The organism is Planococcus sp. TJ-302 (assembly GCF_058268455.1).
On sequence record NZ_JBZDOI010000003.1, the window covers coordinates 118,542 to 132,614 of the forward strand.

General features: G+C 46.9%; 13 protein-coding genes. 8 read left to right on the forward strand and 5 right to left on the reverse strand.

Annotated elements, in window-relative coordinates:
- Window positions 1–22: 22 nt before the first annotated feature.
- The gene (locus tag AC4EHB_RS13440) at window positions 23–1,276 is read right to left on the reverse strand and encodes an MFS transporter (RefSeq protein ID WP_490981821.1); all 1,254 of its coding nucleotides are present in this window, start codon (window positions 1,274–1,276) and stop codon (window positions 23–25) included.
- Between the two features lie 221 nt (window positions 1,277–1,497).
- Here AC4EHB_RS13440 and AC4EHB_RS13445 point away from each other — a divergent pair, with 221 nt between their 5' ends.
- Window positions 1,498–1,899, forward strand: coding sequence for an acyl-CoA thioesterase (locus AC4EHB_RS13445; RefSeq protein WP_490976243.1), 402 nt, complete (start codon window positions 1,498–1,500; stop codon window positions 1,897–1,899).
- Between the two features lie 74 nt (window positions 1,900–1,973).
- On the opposite strand, the gene AC4EHB_RS13450 is transcribed toward AC4EHB_RS13445, so the two are convergent.
- The gene (locus AC4EHB_RS13450; RefSeq protein ID WP_490981822.1) at window positions 1,974–2,975 is read right to left on the reverse strand and encodes an alpha/beta hydrolase; all 1,002 of its coding nucleotides are present in this window, start codon (window positions 2,973–2,975) and stop codon (window positions 1,974–1,976) included.
- A gap of 191 nt (window positions 2,976–3,166) precedes the next feature.
- On the opposite strand from AC4EHB_RS13450, the gene AC4EHB_RS13455 reads away from it, so the two are divergent.
- Both AC4EHB_RS13455 and AC4EHB_RS13460 read left to right on the forward strand, forming a co-directional pair.
- Window positions 3,167–3,811, forward strand: coding sequence for a hypothetical protein (locus tag AC4EHB_RS13455; protein WP_490976241.1), 645 nt, complete (start codon window positions 3,167–3,169; stop codon window positions 3,809–3,811).
- 117 nt (window positions 3,812–3,928) lie between these two features.
- Window positions 3,929–4,867, forward strand: coding sequence for a ring-cleaving dioxygenase (locus tag AC4EHB_RS13460; protein ID WP_490981823.1), 939 nt, complete (start codon window positions 3,929–3,931; stop codon window positions 4,865–4,867).
- Window positions 4,868–4,912: 45 nt separating this feature from the next.
- Here AC4EHB_RS13460 and AC4EHB_RS13465 read toward each other — a convergent pair whose 3' ends face one another.
- The gene (locus AC4EHB_RS13465) at window positions 4,913–5,821 is read right to left on the reverse strand and encodes a proline dehydrogenase family protein (protein WP_490981824.1); all 909 of its coding nucleotides are present in this window, start codon (window positions 5,819–5,821) and stop codon (window positions 4,913–4,915) included.
- Window positions 5,822–6,146: 325 nt separating this feature from the next.
- On the opposite strand from AC4EHB_RS13465, the gene AC4EHB_RS13470 reads away from it, so the two are divergent.
- Window positions 6,147–7,187 carry a lactonase family protein gene (locus AC4EHB_RS13470; RefSeq protein ID WP_490981825.1) on the forward strand — a complete coding sequence of 347 codons (1,041 nt, stop codon included), beginning with the start codon at window positions 6,147–6,149 and terminating at the stop codon, window positions 7,185–7,187.
- A gap of 93 nt (window positions 7,188–7,280) precedes the next feature.
- Here AC4EHB_RS13470 and AC4EHB_RS13475 read toward each other — a convergent pair whose 3' ends face one another.
- A complete protein-coding gene (locus AC4EHB_RS13475; RefSeq protein WP_490981826.1) occupies window positions 7,281–7,610 on the reverse strand; it encodes a hypothetical protein in 330 nt (109 codons plus the stop codon).
- 3 nt (window positions 7,611–7,613) lie between these two features.
- Window positions 7,614–8,192 carry an SCO family protein gene (locus AC4EHB_RS13480; RefSeq protein ID WP_490981827.1) on the reverse strand — a complete coding sequence of 193 codons (579 nt, stop codon included), beginning with the start codon at window positions 8,190–8,192 and terminating at the stop codon, window positions 7,614–7,616.
- 392 nt (window positions 8,193–8,584) lie between these two features.
- Here AC4EHB_RS13480 and glgB point away from each other — a divergent pair, with 392 nt between their 5' ends.
- Genes glgB through glgA form a run of 4 tightly spaced genes read left to right on the forward strand, consistent with a single transcriptional unit; the run spans window position 8,585 to window position 14,065 of the window.
- Window positions 8,585–10,462 carry a 1,4-alpha-glucan branching protein GlgB gene (glgB, locus tag AC4EHB_RS13485; protein WP_490981828.1) on the forward strand — a complete coding sequence of 626 codons (1,878 nt, stop codon included), beginning with the start codon at window positions 8,585–8,587 and terminating at the stop codon, window positions 10,460–10,462.
- A 2-nt stretch (window positions 10,463–10,464) separates the two neighbouring features.
- On the forward strand, window positions 10,465–11,613 hold the full coding sequence (locus AC4EHB_RS13490) for a glucose-1-phosphate adenylyltransferase (RefSeq protein WP_490976234.1): 1,149 nt from the start codon (window positions 10,465–10,467) through the stop codon (window positions 11,611–11,613).
- Window positions 11,610–12,632: a GlgC family sugar phosphate nucleotidyltransferase gene (locus tag AC4EHB_RS13495; RefSeq protein ID WP_490976233.1), complete on the forward strand. Its 1,023-nt coding sequence runs from the start codon at window positions 11,610–11,612 to the stop codon at window positions 12,630–12,632. The genes AC4EHB_RS13490 and AC4EHB_RS13495 overlap by 4 nt, the downstream gene beginning before the upstream one ends.
- On the forward strand, window positions 12,629–14,065 hold the full coding sequence (gene glgA, locus AC4EHB_RS13500) for a glycogen synthase GlgA (RefSeq protein WP_490981829.1): 1,437 nt from the start codon (window positions 12,629–12,631) through the stop codon (window positions 14,063–14,065). Before AC4EHB_RS13495 ends, glgA begins: the two co-directional genes overlap by 4 nt.
- Window positions 14,066–14,073 lie beyond the last annotated feature (8 nt).

Sequence of the window (14,073 nt, forward strand, 5' to 3'; positions counted from 1 at the left end):
AAACCGGGCCATCCTTTTTTTGTTATTCTTGGAGTTTTCGTTTGCCAAAAACGAAATAAAAATAGCTTGCGGAAATCAGGTAGAGGCCGGAAGTGATGGTGAAAGCGTAGGCATATCCCCAGTAGGATCCAAATGCAATCACCAGGCCAGCCGCGATTGGCCCCATTGTAGCCCAGCCGATATTGAACACTACTTGGTTGGCGGAGTTGGCGAGCCCTTTGTATTTATCATGGACGACTTCCATCGCAATTGCGCTTTGGATAGGATTCCCGGCATTCATCAATGCTTGGCGCAGCAGAAAGCCGAGGGACGCCAGCAACAGCGAAGTTGTATAAGCCGTTAAAATGAGAAACGGAATCGACAGCAACTGAAATAGGAGCATCGCTTTCACTTTTCCCACTTTCGCAACCAGCAGCGGCCCGATCAGCATCGCCACGACGGTCATCGCGGAGCCGAAAGCCAGTATAAGGCCAATATATGAATTCGAAGCATCAAAGCGATTGGCGAAGTAGAGATTCAAATAAGGCACGACCAAACCTGAGCCCAGCCCGATCAGCAGGCTGGCAAAAGAGAAGTGGAAAATAGCCACCAGGTTTTTCTTTAAGCCGGCATCGTCGATGTCAATGTCGATGCGCGTATTCACTTTTTCTTTCAAAGGTGGTGGCTTGTTGTCCAACCGCAGCAAAGGAATAAGCCCGGCCGTGTAAAGAAGGGCGCCGACAAACAACGACCAGCGGATGGCATCTACCGCATCCATTGCCAAAAGCCACTGGAAAATATCTGACACTGCGCCGCCCAACAGGCTTCCTGCTACATTTGCCAACGTCATCAAGGCAAAATAGACGCTGAACAGATGGACGCGCTCTGAGGATTTGGAATGCTCGGCGAGGAACGGGATTCCGGATACCTGTACGAATGCCATGAATAATCCTGTGAAGAAAGCAGCAGCCACCAATTGTGTTTCGCCAACTGCAAAGCTGCGGTAGAACAATGTTGCAGCACCGGCCGCGCCCCCGCCGAGAAGCATCCATTTGCGGCCGAATTTATCGCTTAGGAATCCGGCTGGAATCAGCATGATCGCTGCGGCTGCGGCAGTCATGGAAATGACGTTGCCGTTCACCGTTTCAGGCATGCCCAGCTCTTTTATGTAAAGATTATACATGACCATGAAGACACCCAAACCGCTTTGTAGCAGGACATTCGCCAGCATAAACAATTTAATATTGCGGTTGAAGGACAAGATTTTCATTTTCCATTCGTTTGCCCAAAGAATCATTAAGTTTCACCCATTTCGGTACGTAAATATTTCGCTTCTCTAAATATATGACTTTCCATCCTGTAAATCAATGCCTGATTTCAGCGTAGTAGTCTAAAGCGAAAAATACAGATTTGAAAATTGAAGAGAGCACGCATCCATCCCTTATGAAATGAGAAGAAACCTGATCGGCGTCTGCAAATGGTAGACTAGAAGCATAATCAGTTAAAAGGAGGATGTTCATGTATCGTACAATTTTGACGCCAAGGGTATCAGAAACAGATGCAGTGGGCCATATCAACAACACCGCTCTCCCGGTCTGGTTCGAGGCCGCGAGAAATCCGCTGTTCCGTCTGTTCACTCCAGACCACGATTTTGCCAAATGGAAACTGGTCATTGTTAAAACGACTTTGGAATTTGTTGGGCAAATATATTTCGGGGAAGATGTGGAAATCCGAACCTGGGTCAAAAACATCGGCAATAGCAGTCTAGAGCTTTACGAAGAGCTGTATCAAAAGAACGAATTATGCGCAAAAAATACAGTGGTCTATGTAAATTATGATTTGGAAAGGCAAAAATCTGAAAGCATTCCTGACAGCCTCCGCAAGGAATTGGAAAGCCATCGATACGAGGAGCAGCATTAATGCAGTCTCGAAGCATCTCTAAAAAAGGAATCCCTGAAAGCTTGTTTATGCGCTTTCAGGGATTCCTTTGCTATTTACTGAGGCGCAGAATGCGAGGCTAGGAATGACAATGTCTTATCGAAAGTCGCCTGTGCTTCTTCGGTATGGAGTGTGAATTGATATTGGTGGCCTAGTCCTTTGCCGCTGCCCTCGAAAAACACATCGTCAACGGCAATGCCTGTTGCTTTCAAAGTCTCGGCAAGCTCAACCGACTGGGAAGCCAGGCGGTCAGCATCGCCAGCACTGATAAATGTAGGCGGGTAAGCCTCAGTCACATGATCGACCGTCGATAACTCATTGATGCGGCTGAAGGCTTCAAAGCGCTCGGTACCCGTATAAGTGTTCAAAAACAGGTCAATGCGCGGGTAAGCGGTGGCTCTGACTGTTTCCATATTGTATAAACCACAGAAAAGAATCGTGCCGCGCAGTGTCTCAGGATCAATGGCCGGGTTTATGCCAACTGCAGCGGCCAAGGCTGGATTGGTTATGGTTGCCGCCATCTGGCTGGAAATCTGCGCACCAGCGGAATCACCGCCGATAAAAATGCGGGACATGTCGCCGCCATACTTGGCTGCATGCACTTGCAGGTATTCAAGGGCTGCGTTCGCTTGGATGATTGGTCCGGGATACAATTGCTTGGGTGCAAGGGCATAATCGATGTTGGCCACTACATAGCCAGCGTCAGCTAATGCCATGCCGTAATGCTTGCGCATGTTTTTCGTGCCGCCAATATATCCGCCTCCGTGGATCCACAGGACGACAGGAAGCGCTTCATCAATTGTTTCCGGATAATAAATGTCCATGACACTGTCTTCCAGGGGGCTGTAAACCAGGTTTTCTGCTGCTAAGACCTTATCTTCAATAGCTGCAAGATTTGGCGGAGCGGTGTAGACAGAAGAGCTGGCTGTTTTTTTGGAAGCGGATGCGTCAAAAGAAGTTATGAATAATTCCGAAATGACCATTACCAGCATCACAGCGATAAAAGAGAAAGAGATTATCCGTTTATGGAGGCTTAAGTTTTTATGCAGGCTGGCCATAGTCCACTTCCTTTACAAGGTAAAATTGCTTTTAAATATTTATCCTATCTTATCTAGGAGTATAGGAGGGAAGATAGGGTCTATTGAACTAATTTAAGTGATACAAATAATTTATTTGATAATTTTGATAAGATTCAATTCTGCAGATGCCGGGTATTGTGAGTTGAACGCAAAAAGAGGAAGTGGGAAAAATGTTCGGATTAACAGATTTGGTGGCTTTGGTTATATCAGCATTCATTATTTTACCGGTAGTTGTTTTCATAAGAGAATTGGGATATTTGGTCATCAGCCCAATTGTCGGTGTACAGAATCCGCGCCTCACAATCGGCTCAGGGCCGCGAATTATGAGGTTTTGGATATTCGATATTAGAAAGTACTATCATTTATATAGCTGGTACTCATACGATTCGCTGAAAAGAACAAGCCGTTTTGCATATGTAGCATTATACGCCAGTCCAATACTGATTAATGTCATAGTAGCTGTCATTATTAACGCCATGCTCGCAAACGACATGTTGCAAGATTATGCAACATTCTGGAGCCGGTTCATCTTCTACGCCTTTTATTTTGTGCTATTTGATATAGTGCCGATGAAAACCGCCAATGGTAAGCCCAATAACGGCATGATCATTTACGAAATGCTGCGTTACGGAAGACGTACCGATTACAACGATGAACCGTTTTTGCCATCGACATCAGAGGTGGAAGAAGAATACCAGCAAGAAATGGAGAAAGTAGAAGAGATTAAAGAACGTGAAATGGAAGAACAGGAAGAGAAGGAAGAAGAAATTAAAGAGCTGAAAGAAGCATTAAAGAAAGAAGGAAAGAATGTGTAAGAAGGTTACCGGTCTTGCCAAAAACTTCGGGGTACTGGGTGGTTGTTCACTATCTTGAATTCGAGATATCATGATGATAAAATAAATCTATAGCAAAAGTAAGGGAGCTGAGTATTTATGGCAAAACAAATAGAAGGCATTCACCATATCACCGCCATTGTAGGAGATGCGCAGGAAAATGCTGATTTCTATGCAGGTGTGTTGGGCTTGCGTTTAGTTAAGAAGACCATTAATTTTGACGATCCCGGAACGTATCATCTTTATTTCGGGAATTCTTTAGGCGAGCCGGGGACCATCATCACATTTTTCCCTTGGGGAAATGCCTACAAAGGGAAAATCGGCGACGGGCAAGTCGGCGTGACATCCTATGCTGTTCCATCAGGTGCCTTGGAATTTTGGGAAAAGAGATTGGCTAAGTTCGAAGTAGCGGTTGAAAAAGTTGAGCGCTTTGGCGAACATTATTTAACTTTCAATGATCCGCACGGTCTGCAACTGGAGCTGGTTGAACGCGCAGAAGGGAAGGCGAACGACTGGAAGTTCGGTGAAGTGACGCCGGAAACAGCAATCAAAGGCTTTGCCGGAGCTGTTTTGTACACGTCCAACGCTGAAAAGACTGCTGAGCTTCTCCAAACGGCAATGGGCCTCCAAAAAATTGGCGAAGACGGCGGCGTGCTGCGTTTCCGCTCTCCGGCTGAACTCGGGAATACAGTCGATGTAAAATTGGCATCTGTCGGAATCGGGCAGATTGGTGTCGGAACAGTCCATCATATTGCTTGGCGGGCAAAAGATGATAAAGACCAGCTGGAGTGGAAGCATCATATTGAAGCTTATGGTCTCGGTGTAACACCTGTACAAGACCGGAATTATTTTAATGCCATCTATTTCCGTGAATACGGCGATTTGTTATTTGAAATCGCGACAGATCCGCCAGGTTTCGCAGTGGATGAAACACAGGAGGCAATGGGGCAAGACCTGATGCTGCCGCCTCAATACGAACAATACCGCAATCGGCTGAAGCAGGATCTTGCTCCACTCGTGATCAGAGAAGTGGAATAAAAGAAAAAGCGCATTTCGGAAGCTTGGCTTCCGAAATGCGCTTTTTTATTTTGAGACGAGGCTTTTCAACGCAAGGTTGATGTTTTGTGGACGCTCTGCCAGGCGACGCATGTAGTAGCCATACCAGTCTTCTCCGAACGGTACATAAACGGTGAATGTGTATCCTTCCTGTGCCAATTGCTTTTGAAGTTCAGTACGGAAACCGTAAAGCATCTGGAACTCGAAACGGTCAAGCGGGATATTGTGTTCTTTGACGTAGCGTTTTACTTCATCGATGATCACGTGGTCGTGGGTTGCGATCGACGTAAAGCCTGGCTGCTGCAAGCGGATTTTGATCAGCTTCAAATAATTGCTGTCAATGTCCTGCGCGCTTTGGAAAGACACTTCTGAGATTTCCTTATAGGCGCCTTTAACCAAGCGCAAACGGACATTTTTCAGAAGCTCTAAATCTTTTTCAGAACGATACAGATAAGCTTGGATGACAGTGCCGACGTTATCGAATTCCTTCACCAGTGCGTGGAGGATATCGAGTGTCGGTTGAAGATGGCTGTAATCTTCCATGTCAATATTGATGAAAATTGCGTAACGCGCTGCCGCTTCGGCAATTTCACGCATATTTTCCAAGCAAAACTTGTGATCGACATCTAACCCGATCTGAGTTAGCTTAACAGACATATGCGCGGAAACACCATGTTGCTGGATGGCTTCCAAGGTGGCCAGGATATTGGTCTTCGCTTCCAGCGCTTCTTCTTTGCTATAGACGAATTCGCCCAAATTATCTATTGTGGCGCTGATTCCGTCCGCATTCAATTCTTTGACCGATTTCAGCATGCTGTCGATATCCGTGCCTGCTACCACTTTGCTGGCGCCCAATTTGAGCCCCCATTTTTTTGCCCCGCTATTCAAAACCTGGTTCTTTGACAAAGCAATAAAAAAGTCTTTAGTTAACCCCACTTTTTTTCCTCCTATACTTTTCGGATGCCTGAAGCCTCCCGAAATAAAAGACGCAGCTGCCGCCATGATTTCTTATTTAATACATGAGTTTGGTAATCTGCTGTTTTGCTCTTCGTCCATTAGGCGAAACGCCGGCGAAGAATCGTTTTACAGCGTTGTCGGAAAGGGAAAACGTTTACAGAATCCCACTTCTTATTATAGTCGATGGGTGCTCTTCCTCCTAACTTTAAATCGCCCCGGATGAAATTGAAAGATATGGACGGTTCCCGTATACTGGGAGAAGACGGAATATTCTAAATGAAATACAGCTTGAGGGGGCGGATGGATGCAATATTTTTTGACGGGGTCATATTCCAGAGCTGATGAGCCAGGAGTCAAGCTATGGCAGTTCGATCCGGCGGACGGGAGTTTGACAGAAAAGACAGGGGCAGGGGGAGTGGAGCGGCCCTCATACTTGGCGTTCCACCCGGCTGGTGAAATATTCATTACCTGCAGCGAAACGGATAGCGGGGAACTTGTGTCGTGGCGTTTCGGATTAGTAGCCGAAACGTTAACGGAAATCAGCCGACAGCCGTCTAATGGTGCCCATCCGGCACATGCCGCTGTTGATGAATCAGGCAAATGGCTGCTGTCTGTTAATTATTCCGGAGGCAATGTAAATGTCTTTCCGCTGGATGAGGATGGAGTGATCGGCGCTTTGGCAGATTCAGCCAAACATGAAGGAGCGGGGCCGAATGAACTGCGGCAGGATGCAGCCCACCCACATTCCGTTTCCCAAATTCCGGGGACACAGCTGTTTCTAGTACCGGATCTAGGCATGGACAAAATTCACATATATAAAATGGACCGCAAAAACGGCAAGCTGGAACATCAGCGTATTATTGAAACGGCGCCCGGTGCAGGGCCCCGCCATGTGGCTTTCCATCCATCTCTGAAGGTTTTTTACGCGTTGGAAGAACTGAGCTCGACGCTTGCGGTTTATGGAATCAGGGAAGGGGCGGGCATCGACAAGCTGCAGGCCCTATCGCTCGTGCCCAAACGCTGGCAAGGGCAGAATACTAGCGCAGAACTGGTGGTCTCGGAAAACGGCAGATTCCTGTATGCTTCAAACCGCGGGCATGACAGCATTGCCGCTTTCTCGATCGAAGAAGATGGAACATTGAATGCATTGGGATTCGCAGAAACCGGGGGTAAAGGGCCGCGCCATTTCGCCTTGGCCCCTGGCAATGAATGGCTTATCGCCGCCAATGAAAAATCCGGGTCTCTGACGGTGCTGAAGATTGACGATGCGGGAATGCCGCAGCTTCATGGCAAACCGGTCCATACGAAAGCGCCGGTTTGTATAAGGTATGCGGGAACACGCTGAAAAAAGTGGTGAAGGGCTGGACTGAATATTGGGATTGGATGCTTGCCGACAGCGGAAAAAAGCGAACAGCCGTTTCGCTGTCCGCTTTTGTTCTTACCAATCAGGCGTGCCATCTTTCAGAATTTCCAGCTCTTTCAGGAAATCGATGAAGAAGCTGTCATGATTGCCTTGAAATGCCTTTTCTGTACAAGCGGTGTCAGGCGGGTAGCCGAGTTCACGCGCTTGTTGGAGTGTACTGTCTTCGATGAAATTAGTGGGATTTGATTCTTCAAAGCATGAAGGAGCGATGTATGTGCGGTATGTGTGTTCCAATACCACACGCTCATCAGGTGATGGATTATTTTCCCGCGGCAAGAAAAGCAAAGCAATCAAGGCTGCGGATACCAGGATAATAGCGGCCCCCCATACAGTTTTCTTGTTCAAGGCCTATTCCTCCGCCAGCAGGATTTTTGCGTCAGAGATAATATCTTCGACAACAGGATTGACGCCGTTATAGCTTTTCATGACGACCCCGTTTTTATCCACGAGATAGAATTCCGTGCCATGGAGCACTTGGTCGGAATCTTCCGGTTTTCTAGCGATAGTGCGGAAATTTTCCATAGCGAATTTGTCGATGGACTGCGGGGTGTAGCCAGTCAGTAAATTCCACGATGCTAAATCAGCACCGTAATTTTCAGCATAGGATTTCAATTCTTCCGGTTTGTCGACAAGCGGATCTACACTGAAAGATACGATGTTAATGTCGAGGCCCTCTTCTTTGAATTGCTTTTGCAGCTCCACCATATTCGAAGTCATGGGTAAACACACAGTCGTACAATTCGTGAAGATGAAATCAGCCAGCCAGACTTCGCCTTCTAAATCTGCGAGGCTGAATTCTTCGTTTTCCTGATTCGTATAAGTGAAATCTTCTATTTCCCAATTAAGGGGGTCTTCAATGCCATTGCCGCACCCGGCGAGCACAAAGGGCAGCAGCAAGAACGCAATAATCCAGAATTTTTTGCTCAATTGATCCAGATCCTTTCTATTATTAAACACGCATGCCTTAAGGGTAGAACAATATTCGCCATCGGACAAGACCTTGAAATGCTTTTTATGTGTAAATATTAAGAACGAAAAGTGAAGAAGAATCTGCTCCTTGCTTCCTATAATTTCAATACTTTTTTAAATTCCGATTTTTTACAAGGATTTATTGCCTATTGTGCAGAATACTATTATCTATATATTTGCTGTATTCTGGAGTGCATTTAAGGTGCAATCAGGGTATAGACATGTATACCCGCAGCGGTCAGATTAGGGGGCGCAGCGGCGCTTAAAAATGGAATCGAAAGCGAATGAACAGAGTCCGGAATATGGGATGACGATGCGGATAATATGCGCCAGTTTTGGGAGGTGTTTTTTTGGGCAATGGCAAAACAGAGCTAACGGATGAAAAATTAGCAGATTTCCACAATGGGCGCATGATGGACGCTTATTTATATTTTGGGTCTCATGCTTATCAAGATGAAACAGTTTTCGTCGTTTGGGTACCGGGCGTAAAGCGTGTCTCGGTTCTTTGCAGCTCTGTTGCAGGAGAACTGGACGATCGATACCCGATGGAACATCATCCGAAAGATGTCAGCATTTGGCAGGTCCGGATACCCCGGAGAATGGCAGATGCCGTTTACGTATATGAAATCGAAACCCTTCAGGGGGAAATCTTGACGAAATCCGATCCTTTTGCCCGCGCCGGGGAAATCAGGCCGGCTAATCGTTCCGTAGTTGCTGGAAGTTCCAAGCACGAATGGTCCAAATCGGCGTTGAATTACAAGACGATCCAGTCCAAAGGGCATTTTGAAAAACCTATGGCGATTTACGAACTGCACATCGGCACATGGAAAAAAGCAAAAGACGGAAAATTCCTGACTTACCGTGAATTGGCAGGTGAATTGATTCCTTATATTAAAAGGCAGGGATTCACCCACATTGAAATCTTGCCGATCACCGAGCATCCGCTCGATGAATCGTGGGGCTATCAGACAACCGGCTATTTTGCGCCGACAAGCCGATACGGATCAGGGGATGACTTGAAATTTTTCGTTTCCAAATGTGCGGAAAATGGAGTCGGTCTTTTTCTGGACTGGGTGCCAGGGCATTTTTGTCAAGATATTCACGGACTCGCATTGTTCAACGGCACTGCTCTCTACGAGGATTCTCGCGAGGGGCGGCGGTTCAACCCGGAATGGGGCACATTGAACTTCGATGTTCGGCGTGGGGAAGTTGTAAGCTTCCTGTTATCAAGCGCAAATTATTGGCTGGAAGAATTCAAGTTTGACGGGTTCAGGATGGATGCGCTGATGAAGCTGCTGTATGTGCCGAATGACGAGGGCCGGGTTCCCAACGAAGAAGGGGTATCTTTTTTGAAGAGATTGACGACCCGCTTGCGCCAGCAGCATCCCGCAGCGCTTCTCATTGCCGAAGATGCCTGGCATTATCCGAAGGTAACCGGCGAAGTCGAAGATGGCGGGATCGGCTTCCACTATAAATGGAACTTCGGCTGGATGCACGACACGCTAGGCTATATGCAGACCCCATCCACTGAACGGAGAGATATCCACCATATGTTGAGTTTCGCATTGACCTATTATTACGAGGAACGCTATATCTCAATCTTTTCGCACGACCAAGTGGTGGATGGCCAAAAATCTTTGCTCCATAAGTTTCCAGGAGATTTGGAAGAGAAGTTTCAGCAATTGCGTTTACTGCTTGGTTTTTGGGCAGTTCATCCCGGAAAGAAATTGCTTTTCATGGGGCAGGAATTCGGGCATGACGAAGAATGGACATTCCAGCCTGAGTTGAATTGGTTTTTATTCGACTATAAAGCCCACCGCCAGATAGCACTGTTCACCAAAGAGTTGCTGATTTTCTACCGGACGGAAAAAGCGATGCATGAGCTTGATGATGTCCGGGATGGATTCTTGTGGTTGGATCCGCATAATCATGAGCAAAGCGTTCTTGCGTTTATCCGCAGGGGGCGGGCTCCGGCAGATGAATGTATCATCGTCTGTAATTTCTCGGACCGCAGCTATAGCAAATTTGAAGTGGGGGTCCCTGCTGATTTCCCGTACGAACAAATTTTTACGACGAATGACACCGCTTATGGCGGCAAGGAACCGCGGCTCGGAACTGTTCATAATGCCCGCGAAAAGCCTTGGGATGGACAGGATTATTCCATAGCCATCGACTTGCCCGCTTATACAATGAGTGTTTGGAAAACAAAAAAAGATAGGAGTGGATGAACTTGAAAAACAAAGTAGTTGCCATGCTGCTGGCTGGCGGCCAGGGAAGCCGTTTGAAATCATTGACTTATAATATCGCGAAGCCGGCGATTCCATTTGGCGGAAAATACCGGATTATCGATTTTCCTTTATCGAATTGCGTCAACTCGGAGATCCACACGGTCGGTGTGCTTACCCAGTACCAGCCCCATGTACTGCACCGCTACATAGGGCTTGGAACACCTTGGGATTTGGACAGAAGAAGCGGCGGCGTAACCATGCTGACTCCATATGCGGAAATGGACGGCATCAAATGGTATAACGGCACCGCCAATGCCATTTACCAGAACTTTACTTATTTAATGGAACAAGACCCTGAATACGTCCTCATCCTGTCCGGTGATCATATTTACAAAATGGATTACCAAAAAATGCTGGATTTCCATAAATCACATAAAGCGGATGCCACTATTTCGGTCATTGAAGTACCATGGAATGAAGCAAGCCGGTTTGGCATCATGAATACAGATGCTGACTTGAATGTCACGGAATTTGTTGAAAAACCAAAAGAGCCAGAAAGCAATTTGGCTTCGATGGGCGTGTATATTTTTAATTGGCAAAAGTTGAAAAAATATTTGACTATAGATGATGCCAATGAAAACTCTTCCCATGACTTCGGAAAAAACATCATTCCGTTGATGCTCGAAGCAGGCGAAAAATTAGTCGCGTATCCATTTAAGGGCTATTGGAAAGATGTCGGGACTGTTGAAAGCCTGTGGGAGGCGAATATGGATTTGCTGGACGCCCATTCAGGTTTAAATTTGCATGATCCGGGCTGGCGAATCTTTTCCTCCAATCGGCAATTGCCGCCTCAAGTTGTGACGGAAACAGGAGAATTGCAGGAAGTCTTTGTCAACGAAGGCTGCGTCATTGAAGGCAAAGCCGAAAAATCGATCATTTTCCAGGAAGTCCACATTGAACAAGGCGCATCCCTTTACGAGTGCGTTGTCATGAACCGTGTAGTCATCGGTTCTGGTGCGAAATTAGCAAGAACGATTATCCCGCCTGGCCTGATGATCCCGGAAAACTTTGAAATTGGCGATCCAGAAGGAGAAATCATCCTTTTGACGCAAGAGATAATCGATGAATGGAAGGAGAGTGCGGAAGTATGAAATTAGTTGCAATCATTGATGCCACTGTAAAATTGCCGGGTCTGGAAGATTTGACCTTATACCGGTCAGCTGCGTCCATCCCGTTCGCTGGGCGATACCGGCTCATCGATTTCACTTTATCCAACATCGTCAATTCGGGCATCACATCCGTAGGCGTTTTCCCTTCTTATCCGTTTGTTTCGTTGATGGACCATATCGGAAGAGGGAAAAGCTGGGACCTTGATCGCCGGAAAGACGGTCTATTCTTCTTGCCTGTGTCCACTAAAGACAGTGGCCAAATGAGCGTAGGGGGATTTGCAGCGCTGGAAGAGCATATGGTCTTTTTCGAAAGAAGCCGCCAGGAATACGCAGTGATCACAAACTGTTTTACGGTTTCCCAAATAGATTATGAAGACATGTTGGAATCGCATATCGAGTCCGGTGCGGATGTGACGGAAGCGGTGAGCAATGGCCAGCCGCTTAGAAGCTATATCCTGAAGAGAAGCCTGCTCATTGAGTTTTTGAAGAACTACCGCCAAAACCAGGTGTTCAGTGTGGAAGATTGTGTCAGAAGGAAGAAAAGCAGCTATAGATTCGGTGTCTATGAATACAAGGGCTATTGCGCTGTCATTGATTCTATCGACAGTTATTTCAAAGCATCCATGGATTTATTGGAGCCGGAAAAACGCAATGCACTGTTTCTGCCGGAACGTCCGATTTACACAAAAGTGAAAGACGAACCACCTACGCGTTATATGAAAGGTTCTTCAGTGAAGCGCGCGTTAATGGCAAATGGGTCGACGATCAGAGGGACTGTCGTCGACAGCATCATCAGCCGGGCTGTCGTTATCAAGGAAAATACGAAGGCTGACCATTGTATCATCATGCAGAAATGCACGATTGAAGAAAATTGCGATTTGGCCTATGTCATCGCTGATAAAAATGTCTTTATTGAAGCGGGGACAGTACTTAAAGGCACAGCGGAAGAGCCGATTGTGCTGCGCAAAGGGGAACGGATTTTGAAGGAGGAAGTCAGATGAAAATTGTAATGGCGGCCGCAGAATGTGTGCCTTTTGTAAAAGCGGGGGGCTTGGCAGATGTATTGGGTGCCTTGCCGAAAGCGCTGGTGGAAATTGGCTGTGAAGTGACGGTCGTCTTGCCGAAATACAGTTTGATCCCACAAGAATACCAAAAGGAATTCACGTTGGGAGAAGAAGTGGAAGTGCCTTTCAAAGGGCAGAATCACCGTTGCCGGACCTTCAGCTATGAGCTGAAAGGAGTCGACTACATCTTCGTTGAAAACGACGCCTATTTTGATAGGGATCTGATTTACCGCCAACCGGACGACCATACGCGTTTCGCGTTCTTCAGCCGCGCAGTACTGGCAATCGTAGAAAACCAGAGAGAGCAAACGGACATTTTGCACTTGCACGATTGGCACACGGCCCTTATCCCATTCCTGATGGAGAAAGATTCGCGCTACAAGGCGATGAACAAAAAAATAAAAACCATATTGACCATCCACAACTTGCAATTCCAAGGAAATTCGCCGAAAAGCGTATTGACCGAGGAATATGAAATGGATGGCGCGTATTACGAGGACGGGACCGCCGAGTGGAAAGGATATTTTAATATCCTGAAGACGGGAATTTTGTTTGCTGATCAAGTGACGACTGTCAGTCCGACTTATCGAGATGAAATTTTGACTGCCCGCTACGGCGAAGGGCTTGAAACTTTGCTGCAGGAGAAGGGCGAAAGCCTCGTTGGCATTTTGAACGGGCTGGACACCGAGTTCTACAATCCGGCTACCGATTTGGTGATTGAAATGGAATACGACGAAACTTCGATGGAAGGAAAAGCGATCAATAAGCGCGCCGTCCAAAAAAGATTCAAGCTTCCGGTACGGGGGGATATTCCGTTATTGGCTATCGTTTCCCGGCTCACAAAACAAAAAGGGATGGACGTGTTGCAGGAGCTGCTGCCGAAGCTGTTGAAGGAAAGGGATGTGCAATTCATCTTGCTGGGATCTGGTGATGAAGAAGTTGCTCAGCTTTTCAAAAGCCTAGCCACAGAGTTTCCTGAAAAAGTGGCTATATACATCGGCTTTGATGAGGACCTCGCCCATCTCCTCTACGCGGGAGCCGATATATTCCTGATGCCATCTCATTTTGAACCGTGCGGGCTGAGCCAGCTCATTTCGATGCGTTACGGCACTGTCCCCGTCGCCAATAAAACCGGTGGATTAAAAGACACGGTAGTCGAATACGACGTCGCAGCACAAACTGGCAATGGATTTTTAAGTGATTTTTCTGCGAATGAAAGCTTTGAAGAAGCTTTGGAGCGGGCGTTGGAGTTGTATCAGAACCCGGAACATTGGGAAGTCATCAAAAAAAATGGCATGCAGCGCGATTCTTCATGGAAGCGTTCTGCGGAAATCTATGCTGAGGCCTATAATGTGATTGCCGAAAGGTGAGGATGGGG